The sequence below is a fragment of the Pantanalinema rosaneae CENA516 genome, from assembly GCF_050753385.1.
Lineage (GTDB): Bacteria > Cyanobacteriota > Cyanobacteriia > Leptolyngbyales > Leptolyngbyaceae > Pantanalinema > Pantanalinema rosaneae.
The window spans coordinates 56,727-79,932 of the sequence record NZ_JBLZFZ010000004.1 but is presented as its reverse complement, the minus strand read 5'-3'; the positions used below and the strand labels follow the sequence as shown (position 1 = coordinate 79,932).

Genomic DNA, 23,206 nt, shown 5'->3' with positions numbered 1-23,206 from the left:
AGACGCTGCCCTGCCCCATTAGTAAAGTTGGCTATAGCTGCGCTAATTCAACGATAGAAAATCTTTCACGTTGGCTAACTGGTGTGACTATTTCTGCTAATCCAGAATTAAGGGCAACTGTTATGGTTTGTGCTGCTTTCCGAGTTGCCATGACTCATCAGAATACTAATCACCCCAATGGTTCTACCATGCGTTGCCCGTACTGGATAATACGATACGAACCAATCCTGCTGCCGCTCCGAGGGTTGCCAATGCTCATGGGTTAAGGGATGACCTAAAATTGGCTGACCTAAAAGTAAGACTTTTCGTAACATCGGTTCTACTAAGGTCGCCAGTTGGGGAAGAACCTCACTGATCCGTTTGCCCAGAACTTCTCCTACAATTAGCCCGTTCATTTCTGCCCAATCGGGATCAATATGAGCATATCGATATTCATCATCAAAAATCACGAGTGCCGTATGTGCTGATGGTTTGTCTATAACTCGATCTAGATCCATCGATCGAGGCAAACTATTTGTAACGCAACTTTGTATCATAGGTTTGACTCGTAATGTTACACAGACTCGCTGCCAACGTGGATCTCAAATGATCTAAATTAATTATCCTAATTATTAATTCGATAAAGTATAAATAGTTGGCTAACTTTGATAAAACTTGATTTTGCTTGGTATTGATCTGCTCTAAATAGTAGCTTTTACTCAGCCAGTACATAGTTCTCTGTCCGGCAAGTAGATTTCCTTTTTTGGAAAAAAGAACAAAACAAATATAATTTTTTAATAGAAAAATAACCAGATATCTGAACTGGTCAGAAGCAAGTTGTTTAACGTGCGGGTAGGTTATAGAAGTAATGCCATGATTACCTGAGGCATCTATTGGGCTAAACCTACCCTGTGGCAGAACACCGTTAGCCCAAGAACAACTGATAAGCTGGGTTTTGGCTTTCATCCCAATACCGATAGCCCAGGGTATCCAGAAACGCTTGCCAGTCTGCCATTTCATGCGGTGGCACTTGCATCCCCACTACGATGCGTCCGTAGTCTGATCCATTATTCCGATAGTGGAATAGGCTGATATTCCAATCAGGACTCATGGAACCTACGAACTTCATTAATGCGCCCGGACGCTCGGGAAACTCGAAGCGATACAGCAATTCATTGTGAGCCAGAGCCGAATGTCCACCGACCATGTGCCGCAGGTGCAATTTGGTCAGTTCATCATCTGTCAGATCAATGGTCTTAAACCCACAGGTCTCAAACGTCTGTGCCATCGTGATCGCATCTGCCCGATTTTGAATCTGTACCCCCACAAAAATATGGGCTGCTTGTTGATCAGCAATCCGGTAGTTAAATTCGGTCAGGCTGCGTTTACCAATACACTCACAAAACTTCCGTAAGCTGCCGGGTTCCTCAGGAATCGTGACGGCAAAGATCGCTTCTCGATGTTCCCCTAACTCGGCTCGTTCTGCCACAAACCGCAGTCGATCGAAGTTCATGTTGGCACCACAGGCAACCGCAATCAGGGTTTGCCCCTCAATTTGCTCCCGTTCAATGTAGGCTTTGGCTCCCGCGATCGCTAAGGCTCCCGCCGGTTCCAGGATCGATCGGGTATCTTCAAACACATCTTTAATCGCGGCACAGGTATCATCGGTATTGACCAGCATGATCTCATCCACATACTGCTGACACAACCGGAAGGTTTCCTCGCCCACCTCCCGCACCGCCACGCCATCGGCAAACAATCCCACCTGTGGTAGCCGTACCCGCTGTCCCGCTTGCAGCGATCGTGCCATAGCATCGGCATCTACAGGCTCTACCCCGATAATTTTGATTTCTGGACGAATCCGTTTGACATAGGCTCCAATCCCAGAAATTAAGCCACCCCCACCAATTGCCACAAAAATGGCATGGATCGGCTGCTGATACTGCCGCAAAATTTCCATGCCGATCGTTCCCTGACCGGCAATCACATCTGGATCATCAAAGGGGTGAATAAAGGTCAAGCCTTTCTCGGCTTCAAGTTGACGGGCATAGGCATAGGCATCATCGTAGGTATCCCCATACAAGACCACTTGCCCCCCTCGGGCTTTCACCGCATCTACCTTGACCTGTGGGGTCGTGACTGGCATGACAATAATGGCACGCGTCCCCAGGCGACTGGCACCAAGGGCGACCCCCTGGGCATGGTTGCCTGCCGATGCGGCAATCACCCCCTGTGCCAACAAATCCGGTGGGAGCTTTGCCATCTTGTTATACGCGCCTCGCAACTTAAAGGAAAAGACGGATTGCATGTCCTCCCGCTTCAACAGAAATTTGTTACTAAACCGGGTCGAGAGGTTAGGTGCGTACTCTAAGGGGGTCTCCTGAGCAACGTCGTACACACGGGCAGTCAGGATCAGTTGCAAGTAGTCGCAAAGCATGGCGTTAACGGGGTGGGATATGCCGGATAGAGCATCATTTTACGTTACTTATGGCTCGCTGCTATGCAGGGAGATTTCTCTGTCAAGCAATCGCTGGGTATCCTATCAGGGACAGTAATACTCAACGAGGCCTCGACATGTTGCCGACAGTTCCTTCAGTCTAGCTAGACTAGTCTCTCTTCGCGCTTGCCAAATAATATCTGTATTTTCTCTATCTTTTGATAGATGACAGGCTAGGATATTCAGTAGGACTAGGGGGATGATTATCGTTCAGTAGTGTTATTTTAATAGTTAGCTCAACTGGTAAACAGAATCTCAAAAAAAAAGATTTAACGTGGATGGGCTTCCGGTCGGTTTCCTTCAAAATTTAGGGAGGCTGGGCAGAGAAACAAGGTTGGCGTTTCAAACAGCCTTGTGATTGGCGTAATTACTGTTGATCATCGATCGCAAATTTATTTGATTTCTGATTGCCAATTTAGTTTCTTTCTTTAGGAAGTCGCTAGTGATTAACCAGCTTGGTATGGTGCAAATAGAGTCAACGAGCAGGCTCGGAGAACTATTATGCAAACGACTACCGAGACAAATACATTTAGCGCCAAACTTGAACGGATTGCTAATGTTTTACGCATTGCTGGATGGTCTGGGGTTTGGGTACAGTTAGCCCTTGCAGCCGTCACAGCTTTATTTTTGGTCTTAGCGATTTCAGGACGTAATTTTAATCAAGCGATCGCCCCTGCTACTCAAGTTGCACCTGGTGTAGGAATCGGTGAGGGAATTAGTCAGACAACTCCGGGCATTGGGATTGGCATCTTTTGGGCAGTTGCAGGGATTTTAGTATTATTATTCAATGTTACTTTAGCGTTTCGCCAAACTCGTTTTGCCAAGCGACTACGCCATCCTAATCCAAGTGTTCATCCCCGCAAAGACCAGGTAATGCAAGCCTTACGGCTGGGAATTATTGTGGGGTTAATTGGCATGTTGCTAACCATTTTGGGGGGTGGAGCCTCGCTCGGCGTGCTACTGGCAAAATCCATTGCCCAGCCTCAAGGAGTGGCTATTTATGATCCAAATCGGATTATTCGATCGCTGGATGTTTTTGTAGCTATGGCAAATATGAATGGAATTACTGCTCATTTCCTGGCGACTGTTGTTTCCCTCAGCCTATTTAACTGGTTATATCGTCAATAAATGGCTTTTATGAGGAGTCATTTCATTTAGCTACTTACGTAAAAAATCACGATCGTGGCTGACAGAATACGCAGAATTTCGGATTCGGACTGGTAGGTGCAGGATAAGATCAGATAGAAGACCTTTCAAGCAACCCATCGGTCATCTTGTGTTCCCATCTTTTCTATCTTTGCTAATTCAATGTCATCTCAGAGCATCTGCTACCACGATCAGGACAAATCTAAAGAGGAACTCTGTGCTGAGTTAGGCGAACTGCGTCGGCAAGTATCTCAGTTCAATAATTTACGCACCTTACGTCCGCCGTCTCACCCTTCTAAGAAACGATCGCTGTTAGATGCCCAGAATCAGGTATTGGAACTGATCGCTACAGGAACTCCATTACCGAAAATATTAGCCGTTCTAGCCCAACGGATTGAAGAACAGACCACAAATGCCCTGTGTTCAATTTTATTACTGGATGACACTGGACAGACGCTTTACTTAGGTGCGGCACCGAGTTTCCCAGACAGTTATCAACAACTGTTGGCTCATGGTATCCCCGTGGGAGCCTGCGCTGGCACCTGTGGCACCGCCGTATATCGACGAGAACCGGTTACCAGTGTGGATGTAACGGATGATCCGTTGTGGGCAGCATTTCGAGAAATTCCGCTGTCCTATGGGTTTCGGGCGTATTGGTCTAGTCCCATCTTTGCCAGTAATGGGGACGTGTTAGGGACGTTTGCGATGGTGTACCGGATGCCCCGTTATCCCAGTCAACATGATCGGCATTTGGTTGAATTGTCAACTCATTTGGCGGGCATTGCGATCGAGCGAGAGCGGTCAGATATGGCACTGAAAGCGAGTGAAGAACAACTACGATCGCTGAACGCCCGATTAGAGCAACAGGTGCAGGAGCGCACAGCGCAATTACAACGCTCACTAGAACATGAGGCGCTTCTCAAACGCATTACAGATAAGGTGCGGGATAGTTTGGATGAAGCGCAGATTTTGCAGGTGGCGGTGGAGGAACTGGGGCAAGTTCTAGGGGTGTTTGCCTGTGAAGCTGGAATTTACAATGCGGAACAAGCGACCCGTACCGTTCGGTATGAGTACACGATCCTGCCATTGTCAACCTTAGGAACAACTACAAAAGTTTGTGATCTGCCAATGGGGGCATTCTGCGCCATAGCGCCTGAGCCTCCTTGTGCCATCAATGCCTCAAAAGCGGTGTTTGCTTGTCCAATCTGGGATAATCACGACACGATCGGGGATTTATGGCTATTTAAATCGGGACATGAGTCCTTTGATGAGTTAGAAATTCGCTTAGTCCAGCAGGTTGCCAACCAGTGTGCGATCGCTTTACGTCAGGCTCGACTGTATCAAGCGGCGCAAGCCCAGGTGACAGAACTGGAAAAGTTGAATCAAATGAAGGATGAGTTTTTGAGTACTGTGTCCCATGAGTTGCGGACTCCCATTGCCAATATGAAGATGGCAATTCACATGCTCAAACTTTCAACGAATACCGAGCAAAGGCAACGGTATCTAGAGATCTTGCAGTCCCAATGTTTACGGGAAGCGGAATTGATTAATGATCTGTTGGACTTACAGCGGTTAGAAGCCTCCTCGTATGTGATTGCTTTAGACGATGAAGTGAATTTATCGACCTGGATTCCGGCTGTGGTTAAACCATTTGATCTGCGGACTCAGGAACAGCAACAGTTGCTTCAAGTTGTTCATTCCCCGATTCTGGCTCCCATCTTGACCCATCGGGCTAGCCTGGAGCGGGTACTGTCGGAGCTTCTCAACAATGCCTGTAAGTACACTCCTGCCCAAGGACAGATTGAGCTACAAGTCGAGCAGACAACTGGGGTCGAGTTGGATTCACCGCCAGAAGTGATTTTTACGGTACGAAACCAGGCAGAAATTCCAGCTACCGAACTATCCCATATTTTCGATAAATTTTATCGAGTCCCGAATGCAGATCCCTGGAGGCGGGGCGGAACGGGATTAGGATTAGCCTTAGTCCAAAAATTAGTGGAACGATTGGGCGGCACAATTCGTGTATTGAGCCAACAGGGTTGGACGTTGTTTGAAGTGAGATTACCTTGGACCGCGATCGATCAAAGCTGGGTAGGGCTATCGGGGGCAACAACCTCCCCCAGCACCTGAGCTTGGATTTGCGAGGTTTTGGTTAGGTCACTGAAACTGGTAATATCAACCCCGATCGCGTCACACGCCTGTTTTAATTCCGTCTCAAACGCTGCCAGGTTGTCACCGTAGCCACAATGATAGGCAGCCGCTTCCAGACCTTCTCGACCATTGGCTCTAGCGCAATCAATCAGTTCTGTGCCTTGTAGCGGTGTTGATGATGCCATACGCATAAATCCTAACGATCAACAAATTCCGATTTCCAATTGAGATGATGTCAATTCTTTTCTATATTGCATCACAATAGGAGTCATGGCTATCTATACAGAGATTGAAAAGCACCGCCCTTATATTTAGCATTATCTAACTGAAGAATGAGATTTTTGTGGAGATTGATAGTCTGAACAATCGATCGCATTCTGGGTCATGGCTGACATGGGATGAACCGCACATTTCAGATAGGAACTATTGCTAAAAAAGCGACAATTTTGGCAGGGAATTTTCGACGATCGCTTGAAGATAATTCGTTGCGTCAGTTTTGGGACGGAAGGGAAGGAAGACACAATAAAGGCAATGATAAAACATAACAGGATCAGTCCTGGAATGGTGTAGTGGGCGGTGGCTTCAGACTTGGGTTCGATTGGAGAAATCGGCTCTGCCTGAGTTGTAATTGTTTGGAGTTGAACGGTAGTAGGTGTCATTGAGGATGCGAACTTAGTATCAACAGTCTTATTTCCTTTTACCAATCAGGCTACCGCGATCGAATATAGTTCTTCTCTATCACAGGAACAGCCTATTCTGGCAATACTGTCAGCCTTAAGGAAGATTGTTATGTGTCTAACTACAGTCGGTCGTTATAGATAGCCGTGAATGCCCCAGATTCGCCCATTAATTCCACACTAATCTTGCGATCGGGAGGAGTCCAATTTCCCTGGCGATCGATCACTTCTACTAGAATCTGCTGCTCCTGGGGGCGAGTGCGATAGGTGGTAGTTGCCCAAACCCCTGCCTGATAATCAAAACTGTGACCATCATCTTCATACATCGTCCATTCACCCGGTTCAGGGGTGACTTTAAGAGTGAGTTCGCCTAAGGGAAATTGGTTCACATATTGCATCACGGGTTGCATGGGAATAATTGCCCCTGCTTTTACATACAGTGGCATTCGTTCCAGTGGAGCATGAGCCAGAATGTGGGTGGGGCCGTGATAGCACTGCTGGCTCCACCAGTCATACCAGGTTCCGGCTGGCAAATAGACGGCTCGATATTCTACCCCAGGACGGTAAACCGGGGCTGCCATCAGATGTTCTCCTAGCAAAATCTGGTCATACAGGGCGTAGGTCTGGGGGTCACTAGGATAGTGATATAGCAATGGTCGCAGAATTGGTGCGCCGGTCGTTGCGGCTTGCCAAAATAGCGAGTAAATGTAGGGCAATAGACGATAGCGTAATTCAATATATTCCCGGCAAATCTGTTCGACTCGATCGCCAAATACCCACGGTTCATGGCGAGCCGTACTCATGGCAGAATGGCCCCGCATTAAGGGATATAACATGCCTACCTGCATCCAGCGAGCAAACAATTCTGCTGTTGCATTCCCGGCAAAGCCACCGATGTCACAGCCGACAAACGGGACACCGGATAGTCCCATGTTGCAGAGCATCGGTAACGACATTTCCAGATGTTCCCACAGAGATTGGTTGTCGCCCATCCACACCGACGACCAGCGTTGAATGCCAGCAAACCCCGATCGCGTTAAGACAAACGATCGTTGGTCGGGTCGCAATTGTTGTAAAGCGGCATGGGACGCTTGCGCCATATTCAGCCCGTACAGGTTATGCACTTCAGCATGGGTAGTCCGTTCCTCCGGTTCTCCTTGGGGGGCATCCAGGGGAAAGGCGATTTTATTCCCATTATCCCCAAACGGGCGATCGTCTAAGGCGGGTTCATTCATGTCATTCCAGATGCCTGCCACCCCCATATCGGTTAAGGCGGTATGCTGTTGACTCCACCATTGCCGCACATCGGAGCGGAGGAAGTCGGGAAATACTGCTTTTTCCGGCCAGACATAGCCATGAAACAATTTGCCATCTGCTTTTCGGACAAAATAATCCTGTTCCAGACCTTGATCGAATACCTGATAATCGGCTTCCGGCTCATATTTCACCCCCGGATCGACGATCGTCACCACATGGAACCCCTCGTGCTTAAGGGCATCAATTAATTTTTTGGGATCTGAAAATCGCTTTTGGCTCCAGGTAAACACTCGATAGCCCTGCATGTAGTCAATATCTAAATGGATGACATCGCAGGGAATGCGGCGGCGACGAAATTCCTGGGCTAATTCCTGCACGACTGCCTCGGATTCATAACTCCAACGACATTGGTGATACCCCAGTGCCCATTTGGGTGGCAATGGCATTCGCCCGGTCAATTCCGTGTAGGTCGCCAGAATTTGGGCGGGTTGCGGTCCATAGATGATGTAGTAGTCTAACTCCGGCGATCGCGTCAGCATTTGCCAAATCCCCGGTTCCGTTGCACCCAGATCAAACTGGCTCCAATGAGTGGAATTGAGAAAAATCCCGTAGCTTAAGCCGGGACGCAGCGCCATAAACACTGGGATTGCCTGATACATTTCATCGGTTAAGGAACCGTAGTCCAGGGCATCCGTAGTCCAATTGGTTTTGCACTCTGCCAATTTATCCAAAAATCCCGTCCGTTCGCCAAAACCATAGAAGTGTTCCTCCGGTTGAATCTGTTTCCAGGCAGACACCCCACTGGCAGACCACCCCATACCCATGTCCGTATCTTCAGCAAACGGATGACCCTGAGTATCAACGCAACGAATGCGGCAAGGATGACGATCGATTTGGACGGTTAATTGATTTGTCTCTAAAAAAATGGCGGTTTCATGCTCAATAATTTCAACGATCGAATCCTTCCATTCCGCATCATCTTTGGTCACTGCCCAGGAGCGGCGGGGGGCAAACTCACCCGTTGGCGATAATCGCACTCGCACTAAATTAGGAGCGAGAACCGTCACCAGTAATGTTGCTGTTTGGCAACGACATAGCACACTACGATCGCGAATTTCAACTGAATCGACAGCCCCTAACACTGACCAGGCTTGATCCGTAGAGGGCAATTGTCCAAAATATTGGGGCATGCAATCTTATCCTTGCAACAACGATTCGGCACCATCAATCCAAACTTCTGTCCCAGTGATATGGCTGGACGCATCGGATGCCAGAAATAGTACCAGTTGGGCAACCTGCTCGGATGTACCTGATTTGCCGTCCGTTAACGGAATTCTGCCACTGGGAAAGTCCACAGGTTCTTTAATAGTGTTGAGATCTCGTTGTTCAGTGCTTTCATTAATGTCAGTGGCGATCGCACCTGGACAAATCACATTCACCCGAATGCGATGTTTCGCTAACTCCAATGCCACCATTTTCGTAAATGCCACTTGAGCCGCTTTCGAGCAGGAATAGGCTGTTGCACCAGTATTACTAAAAATGCGAGTACCGTTGACAGATGACGTGATAATAATTGAGCCACCATGTTGCTTCAAATAAGGCACTGCATATTTCACAGTCAGAAACGTGCCTTTGAGATTAATTGCTAATGTTTTATCCCATTCTTCTGGTGTTAATTCTTCAATCGGAGCCCACACCCCATTAATTCCAGCATTGGCAAAGACAACATCAATGCGACCAAATTTCTCACCAATCGTTTGAATCGCCGTTTGCATCTGCTCCGGTTGCGAAATATCCGCGATCGCAGTCATTGCCTCGCCACCCCGTTGTTGAATTGTTTCAATGGTTTCGTGGCTTTCTTCGGGATTGCGATCGATCGCTGCAATTTTAGCTCCTTGCTCCGCGAGTAGAAGCGCCGTTGCCTTACCAATCCCTGAACCTGTTCCTGTAATCAGCGCAACTTTACCCTGCATCCTGGCTCCTTACATGATGAATTGAATCATTTCGATCCTTCTATTGTTGCTTGACTAACAAAACTCCTTTGCTGCCATCCCCAACCCTTATTTCACAGGCAAAAGGAAACTGCGTTAGTGATCCTCCCTAACCCTTCTTAGCCAGGATGGAACAAAACCGTTCAAAGTCCCCCTTCCCAAGGGGGATTTAGGGGGATCACTCTAAAAATGAATGAGCCAAAAGGTTCTTAACCATGTCCCAGGGGGAGCGAAATGTGAAATAGGGGATGAACCTCGCCTCGACAGCCTATTTAATTCGATGGGTTTCTTTGTTTTCCAACCCTTCCTGAGCATGTTCTAAGCGTAGTTCGCCGTCTGGTGCTACTTGCTTCCAGAATGGGGTTTGTTTGCCAACGGGACCTTTGGCTGGAGTTACGCCACCATCCACTAACCATAGGGCTCCAGTCACATAGCTAGCCTCATCAGACGCTAAAAAGGCATAGACATTTGCCACTTCTTCCGGTGTGCCTCGGCGTGCCATTGGTGTTGCCTGAATCAACATTTTTTCCATTTGTTGATCCATTGGGCCGGTTTCTTTATGAGTCCATGCGGTATCGATCGCCCCTGGACAGACACAATTTGCCCGAATCCCATATTTCGCTTCTTCCACGGCAATGCCCATCATGAAAGAATGCATCCAACCCTTGGTGCCGCCATAGGGGGCATTCTGAGCTAACCCATTAAAGCCAGCTTCAGAACCCGCCGAGACAATATTGCCGTTTGTTTTCCGGAGATAGGGTACGGCAAAGCGTGTCATCAAAAAAGCCGATCGCAGATTCATGCGAATGGTGCGATCGAAATCCTCGATCGGATATTGGTCAATTTCAGCGTTAGTCAGAAATACCCCAGCGTTATTGACTAAGACATCTAATTTTCCGTATGTAGCAACGGCAGATTCCACACAGGTTTGGGCGTGAAATTCCTCGGAAATATCGCCAATATAGGAAATGGCGATGCCTCCATAGTGTTGAATGGCGGCAACTACATCATCGACTGGATCACCAGGTAAACCATTTGCTACTACCTTAGCCCCTTCTTTGGCAAATTTATGGGCGATCGCTTCACCAATCCCTGTCCCAGCCCCTGTGACGATCGCTACTTTGCCTTCTAAGCGTCTAGTCGGACTGATTGTACTAGTCATAAAGTTTAATTTCCCTATTTTCCCTATCTCTTATCTTGAGAGATCAAGTCAAACCTACCTCTACCCTCAGCAGGATTACTGGCTTCTATCCTGAGTTGGTTTAAGTGACGGAGATTCTTCGTTAAGGTTCAAAAAGCTTAATGAAAGCTTGCAGTTAGTGAGATGAGAACTTTATGACTTTTACCACAGAACCCACCACTGGATTAGCACAATCTTTTCGTAGTCTAGATGTTGATCAACAGCTTGCCCTGTTTTATTTTATTTATAAAAAAATGGGTGACTCTGTGACTCCTGCTGCTCCGGGAGCTAGCACTGTTTCTTCCGAAGTGGCGGAAGGATTGTTTAATCAAGTCAAGGGGCTGTCCCATCAAGAGCAATTACAACTGCAACGGGATCTGATCACCCATAAAAACAACTTAATTGCTCGTGAATATGGCGCATTAAGCGATACGACGAAACTCTTGTTCTGGTATTTGCTGGCTTGTGGGATGGATGAAGGCACCGTTAGTCCCATGCCTGCTGACTATAAGCTCTCTGCCCAAGCCGAACAACTGATGAGCCAAATTACCGGGTTGGAATTCCAGCAACAGATTACGTTGTTCCGTAATATTGTGTCACCGATGGGAGTTGATCCCAACTCGGCTCCGCACGATCGCAATACCAATCTGTAATTCAGTAGATGATCCGCTCCTGGGTTAGTCTTACTCAACAACGACTACCCTGTGGATCACAGTTAAATCATGAGAATTGTGGGCAATCATCCCCTTTACTACCCGCTTGATTGCCCTTTTCTATTGCGAACCTGAATATTTAACCGGAGATTACACGATGGCACAACAATTTAAATCGGGAGACCAGGTGGAATGGCAAACCTCCCAGGGAAAAACTCAGGGTCAGGTCGAGAAAAAACTCACCAAAGAAACTGAGATTAAGGGGCATCATGTAGCGGCTTCGGATGACAATCCAGAATACTTGGTAAAAAGCGATAAAACTGGTAAAGAAGCTGCCCATAAACCAGAATCACTCAAAAAGATTCAGGACTAGAGCATGATGAATGAGTCATGTCTAGCCCCGAAGTAAGTATATTAAGCTGTCCTAGCGATCGATAGGCTTTCTATGTCCGATCGCTAGACCTGTTAGTCATTAACCATTAACGCGCTAATGTGAGAACCGCTAGAGTGCCTAGCAAATGACCAAAACTCATAGCGCCAATAAACGTAGGTACGCTCATTGTTAAAGGTCCTAACGGCATCATCGGCCCAACATTAGGACGCTGCACCACACGGCTAGCCAGCACTACTGCTAACAGGCAGCAAATTGACATAATTAGAGGTGTCCCGGAGGAAAACCAGGGGCAATTTGATTTTCTACAGGTCGGGCGGCTGCCAGCCATAGTGATTGCATCATGCCTCAAATCTCCACTTGAAACTAGAATTAGACTACGTTTTATCATCCAGGTTGCACTACTATTCCACCTCAACCTAATGAGAGATTTGTTGCTCACATTGCAATAGTAAATTTATTACCAGATAATTTTTACTCCTATCGTTTTTAGGATTCTAGTGCAGATTACTTCTGGTAAACTCACCTGTGACGTAGGCTTGGCGAAATGGACTAGGAATAATGAACTGAGGACGACGATCGTCCTGATCTAGCCTGCGAGAAGGAGTGATCTCCCGACCGTCAATCCAGAGTTGCTGAGGTTGGAATCCATGTAGCTGAAGTTGAATACTATGATAGGGAAATGGATAGAGGCAGGGAAAATCACCCTGTTGTTCCCATAATAATTCCACTCCTTCGGCAAATCGGATCAACCGGAAATGATCTAAGCGCCATTCCCCATAGCCATCTCCGGCATCACTGTATATGCAATCTTCACAACTCTCCTGTTCCGGTGGGTACAAGTGCAGCATTAATTGATTGTCTATGACCATTGGGATAATGCTGCCTGCTTTTACCAGTAGAGGCATTTGTTCCAGGGGGACACTGAGTTCTACTTGAGCCATTCCTTCTAGCATCGTGTCGTCCCAAAAGCTATACCAGCGACCTGGCGGTAGGGTAGCAAGACGCGATCGTCCTCCCTCTTCAAACACAGGATAAATGATGAGTGACTTCCCTAAATAAAAGGCATTATCAATACTCCATAGAGCGGGTTCATCCGTGTTGTACCAGAATAACGGACGCACTAAAGGATACCCTTTTTGGGAGGCTTCCCAGGCCAGCGTATAGAAGTAAGGCATTAACTGATAGCGTAACTGAAGGAAGTTCCGCATAATACTGAGATACGGTTCTCCATAAGTCCAGGGGGTACGATACTCAACGTTATTTGAGCAATGGGAACGGTAGAACGGCATGAAGGTTGCCATTTGGAACCAGCGTAAGTATAGTTCTGCCGATGGGTTGCCCTGGAAACCACCAATATCGGGTCCACTATAGGGAATCCCAGAAAGTCCTAGCCCTAGCACCGTCGGGATTGTTTGCTGCATACATTCCCAGGTACACTCAATATCTCCTGTCCAGGTCCAGGCATACCGTTGTAACCCTGCCCACCCGGCGCGTGAAACAATAAAGGGACGTTGATTTGGACGATACTGGCACAAACTTTCATACCCAGCTCGTGCTTGGAGCAACCCATAAACATTATGAGCTTCGCGGTGTTCTCCCCCTCTGCCTTCCATGTGATGGCGCACGACTTTGGGTAAGGAGCGATCGCCCCAGGTAATAAAGGCGGCTGGTTCATTCATGTCATGCCAAAAGCCAGCGACTCCTAAATCCAACATGAACTCATATTGCCGACTCCACCATTGCCGTACTAGGGGATTTGTAAAGTCTGGAAAGGCTGACCAACCGCACCACACTGGAGCAATCACCAGATCACCCGTTGGCAGTTTACAAAAGGCTTCTAGCATCCGTCCTTCTAAAAACAGCTTACTTTTGCGGCTGTATTTAATCCCCGGATTAATAATCGTAATAAATTGTACTCCCTCAGATGCCAATTCCTGGGTGAACTTGCCCAACTGAGGGAAGCGTTGCGGGTCGATCGTAAATGCCCGATAACCTACCTGCACATCAATGTCTAAGTGAATCGCACTGAGAGGTAAATCTAATTCGCGAAATTGTTGGACGGTTTCTCGAACTGCCGCTTCGGTTCGATAACCCCAACGGGATTGGTGATAGCCCAATGCCCAGCGAGGCGGTAAGGGCGATCGCCCAGTCAGTTCGGTGTAACGTTCTAACAGTTGGGCGGGGGATCCTGTAGCGACGTAATAGTGTAATGCTCCTCCCGTAAAGGCGGCGGTGGCGCGATCGCGATCAAAGGTAAAGGTGGCTTCAAAGGAATTTTCATAAAAGATCAGGTAGCTGCCTTGCTGATGCAAACTGATGTATACCGGAATGCTGATATACATGGGATCGGAGCCAGGAGCATACATGCCTGCCGCATCGTAATTCCACATGCGATACGTGCGGGTGGTTGCGGGTGGGTCAGGTTGGCTATCTGAATCCGGGTTTGCAGGCTGAAACAGATCATGAGAACGCAGATTTAACCGGGCGGCTCGTTCTCCTAAGCCATATAAATTTTCTTCCTGACGCAATTGGGTGTGATGACTCCAGGCTTCGCCATTGCGATCGGGGGGAAGTTCCTGACGCAATAAAGCACCGTTAGCTGTATAGAATTTCAACTCACCTGTAGCACTAACGGTAATTTCTAGCTCACCACTGGAAACAGTCCACCCCTCTGATGTGGCGTTTAGTTCAATATTGACTTCTGACCATAATTGCCAGGATGTATGATCGATCGGTTTAGCTAGTGCATAAGGAACAGGAGATAGCCCCGGTTTCCAATTTAATTGGACAAAATCTGCCTTCAAAAAGCAAATCTCTAGCTCAGCTTGCTCAAAATAAAAATAAGCCCCTCTTGCCCAGGATTCTGCTTGTAATAGTTTGCCTGGACTCTCTATGACTTCGGTGGTAGGTGGAGGAGCAAATTGCTGTTCTAAGCGATCGCGTTGTCGCGAATATCGATAGGCGTACAGTGCATAGGTTAAATAAAACAGCGATCCCAGAAAGAACTTGAACTTGAGTGATACCTGTTTGAAGCGATTTTGCACAGTTTCAGAAAGGCTTAGAGGCTTAGTTTGATCGAACGTCATAGAATTAATGGTTATCCAAGAAGGCTAAATAAAGATGCTGGCAAATGTTTAACTAAAACTTAATTTAAGTTTTAAACATCAATATGATGTTCAGGAATTCACCTGATGCCCAGCAAATTTAACCTAATATTTAAAGCTCAACTGCATTAAGTTAGTCTAATGTTGGCTTGCTAAAGCTTTTCAGAACAAAGGAATAGTTGAATCTTTACTAATCTATGCTTCTACGCCATGAAGCTTACCAGTCCACCCGTAGCATCAATCCTGATTTTGAATGAACTACCGAAATTTCAGATCAATCCCACGTCTGAATATATCTAAAAGCTACGCTACTTAAATCTTCCAGATGACATAAGTTGCCACGATTCTAACTAATCTAAATGAGAGAGCAAGCAAAACTATAGTGTTAAATTGATAGCTGCGTTCAGTTGTCTGTATCGTGGTGATAACTTTTTGGGCAGGTAGCTGTGTACTATGAATAGTTGAGATATTCTTTCAGATCTGTTTATTGTCGCAGTTAGGTATCTAGAGCATGACCGCAGTCACTCCCACACCCAAATCGGTTCCAGTCTTTTGTGAAGGTATTCAATATTTTGGGGACACATTGCCTGGATTTGATACCTATGGTCAGGCTCCTGTGATTGCTGATGGAGACACTGCGATCGCCGATCCCACCGATCTAACGGCGGCTTACCAGACGATGTTGTATGCCGATGCCTTGCGCTACTTGATCCTGCAAATGACGGGGAGCAAAGCCTCTGGGCATCCCGGTGGATTTGCCAGTCAGGCAGAAGCCTATGCTGCTTTAGTCATGCTGGGTCACAAAAATATAGTCACGGAAGTCGGACATCATGCCCCCGGCTTTTACAGTGCCATGTTCCTCGATCGCTCCCTGGAAGCTATGGGGATTGAAACGGTACAGCAATTGCGCGATCGCTTCCGGGAACGCCACGGTCTGTTGGGGCACTTATCCGGCTACATTCCTGGCATTCTAGCTCCCGCCGGTCCCTTGGGACAGGGACAACACTTTGCCATGTCTGCCGCATTACTCCATCAAGACAAGCTGTTTCCCTTCACCGTGGGGGATGGTGGATTGGGCGAACCCTACATTATGAGTTCGATGGCGCACTTCCATACCGCCTATCCTGAAGTCACCAACTTCCTGCCTGTCCTGGTTTGGAACGGTTACTCTCAGGAACATCACAGCATGGTATCGCTACTGTCTAACGAGCAAATGACCGCCTACTGGCAGGGCAATGGCTTTGAGCAGGTTGTCCTGATTGATGCCAAAGACTTTGATGATCAAAACCAGGCTGGAGCCTTCGTTGACAGCACCGCCTTTTCGTTTGAACAACGGCTAGAGTTTGTTAAGGCGGTGGTCGCAGGGGTGGACACGGCGGCAAAAGCCGCTTTAGGGGGGCAACTGACCGTCTTTATTATCAAGCAACTGAAAGGGGCAGGAGTCCATGCGCGGGGGGCAAAATCCCATAACCTCTATGCTCAACATACCCTCGATAATCCTGAGATTGTGACCGCTTTAAAGACGCGTGCCCTCACTCCTGCCGCCTGGGAACTGGTTCGCACCAATTGTTACCGGGCGGGCGGTGGTTCTGCAAGTAAAACAGTGGTGACTGAATCAGTGCGATCGTTACCCGACCTGGAAGCTTTACCGTTAGAAGAGTTTTCCATAGGGGGTGATCCCAAAGTATCCACAACAGCAATGGGGCGATTAGTGGGCAAAGTGGGGCAAAGCGATCGCACCTTTGTAGTAACGAATGCCGATGGTAACGAAGCCTCTGGGATTGCCAACATTAACCAGGCTCTCAAGATCAATCACCCAACTGAAGATCCCCTCTACAATCAGCAACCGGGTGGACAGGTGTACGAACCCCTAAGTGAAGATGCCTGTGCCGGATTAGCCGCAGGTTTAGCGTTAATGGGGGCGCGATCGCTCTGGTGTTCCTATGAATCCTTCGCGATTAATGGGTTACCAATCTGGCAAACGGTGACTCAGGCAATGGCAGAATTGCGTCGCCCTACACCAGCCACCGTGACCCTATTTACCGCCGGGGCTTTAGAACAGGGGCGCAATGGTTGGACTCATCAACGTCCGGAGATTGAAGCTTACTTTGCTGCCATGATGCGGAATGGTAACGTCTTCCCGCTATTTCCACCGGACGCGAATAGCATTCAGGTGTGCTACGACTGGGCGCTGACCACTAAAAATAAAGGCATCGTCATTACTGCCAGCAAGTCACCGTTACCGATTCGGACAACCTTTGAGCAAACCCGACAGGCGATCGAGGATGGGGCGATCGTGCTGCAAGAGGTGAACGGTGATCCGGGGACAAAAACGGTAGTCTTCGCGGTGATTGGAGATATGATCCTGATTCCCGTATTTGAAGCGGCGGCCAGCCTGGAAGCCGAGGGCTTAGGGGTGCGGATTGTCTCCGTCGTCAATCCCCGTCGTCTCTACCGTCCTGCGGATGTGGCTTGGGCAAGTTGTTCCGAACCCGATGGCGAGTTTTTGGATGAGGCTGGTTTCGATCGCCTATTTGGTGGTGATGCCTTGATCGCCGTTACCGGTGGTGCCAGTGGGATGTTGGAACCCGTGATGTTACGGAGTACGAGCCGTCGCGACACTTTTGCCTGGAAGCGAGGTGAAACCACGGCTAGCCCCGGTGAACTGATGGCATTCAATGGCATTACGGCGGAAGCGCTTGCCAAACGTGCGATCGAATTGGTGCATTAAGCTGAGTTGCTACTACTGTCGGGTAATTGCTCCAGTCATGATCTGATTGATTACCCGGCAGTTGCCCGATCGCTCTTATTCTTCCTCTTCTTCTATTTCCTCTTCTTCAAACAGGTCGGTAAATTCCAGCGATGTGACTCTGGTAATTTTCTCATCGCGATCGAGCTTCAAGATCCGGCTACCTTTGCCCTCTTTACCTTCCACTGGTACTTCTTCTAGCTCGATATAACTCATGCGATCGGCGCTGGTTAGCACAATAATTTCTGAGTCTGAGAAGGCGGCTGCCAGTCCAACTAAGGTATCGGTCTTGGTGGCAAATTGCAGTCCCTGTCCACCCAGATCCCCAGGATTAGAGAGGCGCAACAAACCAACAGGCATCTGTTTGGCATAGCCCTTTTCCGACACCATGAGTAAATGACCATCTACCGGCACAGTAACACAACCGACTAACCGTTCTTGTTTAATCAAGCGAATCGCGGTTTGTCCCTGCGAGGTACGACTGGATAGGGGGAGGCGATCGTCGTCAATTTCCACCCGCAACATCCGACCGTTCGAGGTGGCTAGTACCAACTGTTCACCCGCCTCTGTGATGCAAGCAAAGGCAACCTGATCCTCATCTTTGAGTTTGAGCGTGGTCAGACCCCGCGCCGTTAAATCAGTAAAGTCTTCCAAAGGTAATCGCTTCACCCGACCTTGTTGAGTCACTAACACCAAATCCTGTTCCTCCGGAACTTCTGGCATCACGAAACTCGCGACGATCGTATCCGGACTGCCCTGAGCGGCGGTAGGTAGCAGCGTGACTAACGGCACACCCCGCGATCGACCGGTTGCCTGGGGCACATCGCTCATGTGAATGGGGTAGGCTTTGCCATCCCGCGTAATCGCCAGAATCGTATGCGCCGTGGTCGTGATATGAGTCTGGAGGGTAAAGTCTTCAAACTCGGCTAGACCGGGGGTAGGCTGTTCCTCATTCCGACTATTCCGGCGCTGTAAGGTTTTCACGGAGATACGGCGAGCATACCCCCGTTGAGTCAGTTCCAAAACCGTTTCTTCGGCAATTTCCTCTTCGTCATCTAAGGGCAACAGCGTTGTGGAGTCAGTGCCAGTCGTGGCACTCAATTCGGCGTTACCGGCGTTGGCTCGCTTACCCTTTTGACTCTCTCCGGGTTCCGGACGACCGATAATCCGCGTCCGACGGGGATCCCCAAATTTCTTTTTCAACGCCCGTAATTCTTTTTTCAGGGCTTTCAGGAGTTCCCGTTGATCGCCCAATAATTTTTGCAATTCCGTTTGTCGATCGCTGAGTTGATCAAATTCCGTTTGAAGGTTTTGCTGCTCCATGCTCGTGAGCCGCCGCAGGGGCATTGCCAGAATCGCATCGGCTTGTCGATCGCTCAACTCCAACTCTTCCTGTAAAACCGCTTTTGCGGTACTGCCATCAGGAGCGTTGCGTAAAATATCAATCACCTCATCCAGATTTTCCAATGCAATCAACATGCCATCGAGCAAATGCAGGCGACTTTCAGCGCGATCGAGTTCATGCTGATAGAGGCGGGTCAGGGTGGCTACCCGGAAGTCGAGGAAGTGTTGTAATAACTCCCGCAGGGTCATTTGTCGGGGTTGCCCATTGGTGAGTGCCAGCAGAATCACCCCAAAATTGTTTTGTAAGGCGGTCTGCTTATACAAGGCATTGAGGACTTTTTGGGGATGGGCTTCCCGCTTCAGTTCAATCACCACCCGAATGCCATCACGATCGCTTTCATCCCGAATATCAGCGATGCCATCCAGCCGTCCTTGTCCCACTAACTCAGCGACTTTTTCGATCCAGCCTGCTTTGTTGACTTGATAGGGTAATTCTGTGATGACGATCGCTGGACGACGATGCCGCCCTCGTCCCGGTTGAATTTCCTCAATTTGAGCCACTCCCCGAATCGCCACACTACCACGACCTGTGGTGTAGGCATCCCGGATGCCATCTGTACCCACAATTTCACCACCCGTTGGGAAATCCGGCCCGGGGATTAGTTCAAATAGCCGCTCATCGGACAGATTGGGATTATCGATCAGGGCAATTAAGCCATCAACAATCTCATTCAGGTTATGCGGCGGAATATTGGTTGCCATCCCTACCGCAATGCCAGAACTGCCGTTGAGCAACAGGATGGGCAGTTGTGCCGGTAGAACGATCGGTTCTTGCTGCGAGTTGTCGAAGTTACCAATGAAATCGACCGTGGCTTCGCCAATTTCAGTCAGTAACGCTTCATTGCCAATTTCTGCCAGCCGCGTTTCGGTATACCGCATGGCTGCGGGGGGATCATCATCCACCGACCCGAAGTTGCCATGTCCGGCTAATAAGGGATAACGACTGGAGAAATCCTGAACTAACCGAACTAAGGCATCGTAAACCGCTTGATCTCCGTGGGGATGATATTTACCGAGCACATCCCCGACGACACGGGCACATTTACGGTAGGGGCGATCAGGTGTTAACCCTAGCTCATGCATGGCATACAAAATCCGCCGATGCACTGGCTTTAAGCCATCACGGACATCGGGCAGGGCACGACCGACAATCACACTCATGGCATATTCAAGATACGACTGTTGCATCTCTGTATGCAGAGCGGTTGTGATAACCTGTCCTGCGGAGAGCATATTCAGTTGCTTAGCCATGAGTTTTATTTCCTATATTCCTGACGTGACGACGGTTCTGTGTAATCTCGATCGAGTGACATCTACTATAGTGATAATCCTAAATTCTGCTCTCACCTATCTCTGGGTAGCCTCTCACATAAGGATTAACGACTGCATAATCGGGGTCACAGGTATCAATAAGCTGGGTTACTGCATAAGGAAGGTGCTATGAAGACGGTTTTGATTGTGGAGGACGACCTGATTAATGCTCGGGTTTTCTCTAAAATTCTGACGAAACGAGGCGGGCTGGTGGTGCGGCATACCGAAAATGTGGAAGAGGTCATGCAAATCGCCCAGGCGGGAGAAGCAGACATTATCTTAATGGATGTATCGTTAGCTCGAAGTGTTTACCAGGGAAAATCGGTCGATGGTATCCAAATTACTCAGATGCTCAAGGACGATCCGAAAACTGCCAATCTTCCGATTATCCTGGTGACTGCCCATGCGATGGAAGGCGATCGAGAAAGCTTCCTCAAGCAGAGTGGGGCAGATGGCTACATCTCTAAGCCGGTCGTTGACCATCAAGCCTTTGTCGAGCAGATTATGGCACTATTGCCAGACCTAGAGGAGTAGTATTTGGCAAATTTAATTGGATCTCTCGTTTTTCCAGGTACACAAGTACTACTATAGAAAACTTTTCCCAGATTCCCAAAGTTTTTTGATCGAGGAGCGGGGAGAACGGAGTAGTAAGGATCTTCCTCATTTCCCGATCTTCTTCATCCTCCCCATCTTCCGCCTATTCCGCCCCTGAACCAGTCGCCGTTGGCTCCGTCACTACAGGACTCGGGCTAACGTTTGGGGTTGCTGGCTTGGATATGGATTGACGTGCCCGATCGAACCATTGCCCAAATCGTTGACCGGCTTGTCGCCCCAATTGGCTCGCCTTTTGTCCTAGTTGTCCAGCCTGTTCCCCAATCTGTCGTCCCACTTTGCTAACTTGCTGTCCCACTTGTGAAGTTGCAGAAGGAGCAGGTGGGTTGGATGGCACTGGCGCTGGAGTCACAGGTTCTTCTGGAGTAGCTACCTCCTGAGATGGTGTAGGAGGACTGGAGATTGATGGGGTAGATGGTGTTTCTACAGGTTGAGGAACCAGTAACACGGGCGTTTCTTCAATCGGGGCAGACAGTTCAGCCGGAACCGGAGACTCCTGAAGTTCTGGTGCTTTCACCGTTTCGACAGGCGGCAGGCTGGGAACAGGTTCAGGAGCAGGAGTGGATTCGGGTGACACAGTCGGCTCAGGAGTAACAGGAATAGAGGCAGGCTGTTCTGCTTCTTCGCTAGTAGGAGCGATCGCCGGTTCAGATAGGGTCTCTTCTAAAACGGGCGCTGCTTCAGCTTCGACTGAGTTTTCGATGGCAGGTTCTTCTGGTGCGATCGGAGGTGCGATCGGTTCAACCGGAGTAACTGGCACTGGTGTTGGTTCGGCGGGGGCTGAGATGTCTGGAATAGCTGGGATTGCTACAGTTGGAATGGGTTCTGGGCTGGAATTTTCCTTCGCAGACTCTACGGGCTCAGGAGTTTCTAAAACTGGTTCTGTTGCTGGAGTGGGTTCGGGAGTTGCTTCTGGCGTGGGACTGGCTTCCGGAGTAGGGGTGGGCTCTGGAGTAGGTTCTGCGATCGCCGCTGGGGGTTCCTCCACCGGAGGCTGGTAGTTCGGATCGACAATGCCACGCGAAGCCACTAACGACAGTTCACCCCGCACCAGCTTAGACAGGGCATCTGTCCCATTCGGTTCGTAGGTAATCAACCGAGCCGTATTGTTGAACACGTTATTGACGACATTGCCATTTTCATCAATGAACTCAAGCTGTACCCAGTTTTTACCTGGTTTAAAGCCTTGCAGGTAAATCGGTTGCCACTGATCCAGAATGAAACTGTAACCGTTGACCGTACAGCGAATTCGCCAGTCTGGAATATCATCCTGGCTATCTTTCTGAGCAATGAGATGCAGGGGGGCGTTAGTTAAATAGAAGTCCAACATAATCGGCTCTGCCCCATAGGTTCCCTGGGGACGGCTGTAGGTCAATAGGGGTTGGTCAGCCGCCGGGCTATTCTCCTGAGTTTTGGTCAGGACGTGAAACGTGGTTTGGGCATAGGCACCCTCATTTTTGAAGCTTTCATGCCAGGGACGGGAGGCAAAGACTCGGATTGTATGGGTTCCCGGAGATAGATTCTCAAAGACAAGAGGTTGGCTGGTGTTATAAACCGCTTGATAGGGCTGGTTATCTAAAAACACATGCAGGTGAGGACCTAAGCCTAAAGCCTCATCTTTAAACACAGGTAGATCGTTGACCTGGAATCGGACAGACACTGTATCGTCTGACAATACTTCGTTCGGTCTGGGGCTGAGAATCTTCACTTGCGGTCGGTAAGCATCCATGACCTCTCGCAATTCCAGCAGTACTGGAGGTGGAGCTACTTCAGAGAGTTTGCTGACTAAGCCAGGGGCTGGCTTGGCGTTGGGCTTTTTCCGAGCCGCGATCGCGGCAAAATCGCCACCCCAGGGACTAAATACCAGCAGCAGCACTAACAAAGTAGCAACACAAGCTTTAACGAACGATCGCCAGCGAATGATGAGTCCAGACACCGAAACACGCTCCTATATGACTTAATCTGCCGTCCATAGGGAACTATAGCGGAATCAATCCCCCAATCACTCAATTCGTTCTACAGACTTATAAATGTTGAAGTGTTCACCCCCCTTAGAGACGGTTGGGAGAGTTCGGAGGGGTGTTTTGGTAACAAATGATTA

The 23,206-nt window shown here is 48.7% G+C and carries 17 protein-coding genes; 6 read left to right on the top strand and 11 right to left on the bottom strand.

Translation table 11 applies throughout. The annotated features are described in order from the left end of the window. Nucleotides 1-107: 107 nt before the first annotated feature. Together ACN4EK_RS03395 and ilvA are read right to left on the bottom strand one after the other, a co-directional pair. Nucleotides 108-536 carry a PAS domain-containing protein gene (locus ACN4EK_RS03395; RefSeq protein ID WP_431656071.1) on the bottom strand — a complete coding sequence of 143 codons (429 nt, stop codon included), beginning with the start codon at nt 534-536 and terminating at the stop codon, nt 108-110. Between the two features lie 368 nt (nt 537-904). After that, nucleotides 905-2,416 carry a threonine ammonia-lyase, biosynthetic gene (gene ilvA / locus ACN4EK_RS03390; protein WP_431656070.1) on the bottom strand — a complete coding sequence of 504 codons (1,512 nt, stop codon included), beginning with the start codon at nt 2,414-2,416 and terminating at the stop codon, nt 905-907. A 561-nt stretch (nt 2,417-2,977) separates the two neighbouring features. Between ilvA and ACN4EK_RS03385 the strand changes: the two genes are divergently transcribed. Beyond that, complete coding sequence (locus ACN4EK_RS03385; protein ID WP_431656069.1) at nt 2,978-3,604, top strand: DUF3611 family protein; 627 nt, start codon at nt 2,978-2,980, stop codon at nt 3,602-3,604. Between the two features lie 180 nt (nt 3,605-3,784). Then, a complete protein-coding gene (locus ACN4EK_RS03380) occupies nt 3,785-5,752 on the top strand; it encodes a sensor histidine kinase (protein WP_431656068.1) in 1,968 nt (655 codons plus the stop codon). Here the strand turns inward: ACN4EK_RS03380 and ACN4EK_RS03375 are convergent. The 5 genes from ACN4EK_RS03375 to ACN4EK_RS03355 form a co-directional block, all read right to left on the bottom strand. Next, entirely contained in the window at nt 5,704-5,958 is a 255-nt protein-coding gene (locus tag ACN4EK_RS03375) for a hypothetical protein (protein WP_431656067.1), read from the bottom strand. The two genes, ACN4EK_RS03380 and ACN4EK_RS03375, sit on opposite strands and share 49 nt — an antisense overlap. 132 nt (nt 5,959-6,090) lie before the next feature. After that, a complete protein-coding gene (locus ACN4EK_RS03370; protein WP_431656066.1) occupies nt 6,091-6,432 on the bottom strand; it encodes a hypothetical protein in 342 nt (113 codons plus the stop codon). 140 nt (nt 6,433-6,572) lie between these two features. After that, nucleotides 6,573-8,897 carry a glycoside hydrolase family 31 protein gene (locus ACN4EK_RS03365; protein WP_431656065.1) on the bottom strand — a complete coding sequence of 775 codons (2,325 nt, stop codon included), beginning with the start codon at nt 8,895-8,897 and terminating at the stop codon, nt 6,573-6,575. A 6-nt stretch (nt 8,898-8,903) separates the two neighbouring features. Next, entirely contained in the window at nt 8,904-9,680 is a 777-nt protein-coding gene (locus ACN4EK_RS03360) for an SDR family oxidoreductase (RefSeq protein ID WP_431656064.1), read from the bottom strand. A 286-nt stretch (nt 9,681-9,966) separates the two neighbouring features. After that, nucleotides 9,967-10,860 carry an SDR family NAD(P)-dependent oxidoreductase gene (locus ACN4EK_RS03355; RefSeq protein WP_431656063.1) on the bottom strand — a complete coding sequence of 298 codons (894 nt, stop codon included), beginning with the start codon at nt 10,858-10,860 and terminating at the stop codon, nt 9,967-9,969. Nucleotides 10,861-11,033: 173 nt separating this feature from the next. Here ACN4EK_RS03355 and ACN4EK_RS03350 point away from each other — a divergent pair, with 173 nt between their 5' ends. Continuing rightward, on the top strand, nt 11,034-11,531 hold the full coding sequence (locus ACN4EK_RS03350) for an orange carotenoid protein N-terminal domain-containing protein (protein WP_431656062.1): 498 nt from the start codon (nt 11,034-11,036) through the stop codon (nt 11,529-11,531). A 157-nt stretch (nt 11,532-11,688) separates the two neighbouring features. Then, nucleotides 11,689-11,904, top strand: coding sequence for a hypervirulence associated TUDOR domain-containing protein (locus tag ACN4EK_RS03345; protein ID WP_431656061.1), 216 nt, complete (start codon nt 11,689-11,691; stop codon nt 11,902-11,904). Nucleotides 11,905-12,010: 106 nt separating this feature from the next. Here ACN4EK_RS03345 and ACN4EK_RS03340 read toward each other — a convergent pair whose 3' ends face one another. Together ACN4EK_RS03340 and ACN4EK_RS03335 are read right to left on the bottom strand one after the other, a co-directional pair. Continuing rightward, on the bottom strand, nt 12,011-12,184 hold the full coding sequence (locus ACN4EK_RS03340; protein ID WP_431656060.1) for a hypothetical protein: 174 nt from the start codon (nt 12,182-12,184) through the stop codon (nt 12,011-12,013). Between the two features lie 235 nt (nt 12,185-12,419). After that, nucleotides 12,420-15,011 (bottom strand): glycoside hydrolase family 31 protein, encoded by a 2,592-nt coding sequence (locus ACN4EK_RS03335; RefSeq protein ID WP_431656059.1) that lies wholly within the window; start codon nt 15,009-15,011, stop codon nt 12,420-12,422. 529 nt (nt 15,012-15,540) lie between these two features. Between ACN4EK_RS03335 and ACN4EK_RS03330 the strand changes: the two genes are divergently transcribed. Further along, nucleotides 15,541-17,760, top strand: a complete 2,220-nt coding sequence (locus ACN4EK_RS03330) for a phosphoketolase family protein (protein WP_431656058.1) — start codon at nt 15,541-15,543, stop codon at nt 17,758-17,760. Nucleotides 17,761-17,835: 75 nt separating this feature from the next. On the opposite strand, the gene ACN4EK_RS03325 is transcribed toward ACN4EK_RS03330, so the two are convergent. Beyond that, nucleotides 17,836-20,433, bottom strand: coding sequence for a DNA gyrase/topoisomerase IV subunit A (locus ACN4EK_RS03325; RefSeq protein ID WP_431656057.1), 2,598 nt, complete (start codon nt 20,431-20,433; stop codon nt 17,836-17,838). A gap of 189 nt (nt 20,434-20,622) precedes the next feature. On the opposite strand from ACN4EK_RS03325, the gene ACN4EK_RS03320 reads away from it, so the two are divergent. Continuing rightward, on the top strand, nt 20,623-21,027 hold the full coding sequence (locus tag ACN4EK_RS03320; protein WP_431656056.1) for a response regulator: 405 nt from the start codon (nt 20,623-20,625) through the stop codon (nt 21,025-21,027). Between the two features lie 163 nt (nt 21,028-21,190). On the opposite strand, the gene ACN4EK_RS03315 is transcribed toward ACN4EK_RS03320, so the two are convergent. Then, nucleotides 21,191-23,041 (bottom strand): hypothetical protein, encoded by a 1,851-nt coding sequence (locus ACN4EK_RS03315; protein ID WP_431656055.1) that lies wholly within the window; start codon nt 23,039-23,041, stop codon nt 21,191-21,193. Nucleotides 23,042-23,206: the final 165 nt, after the last annotated feature.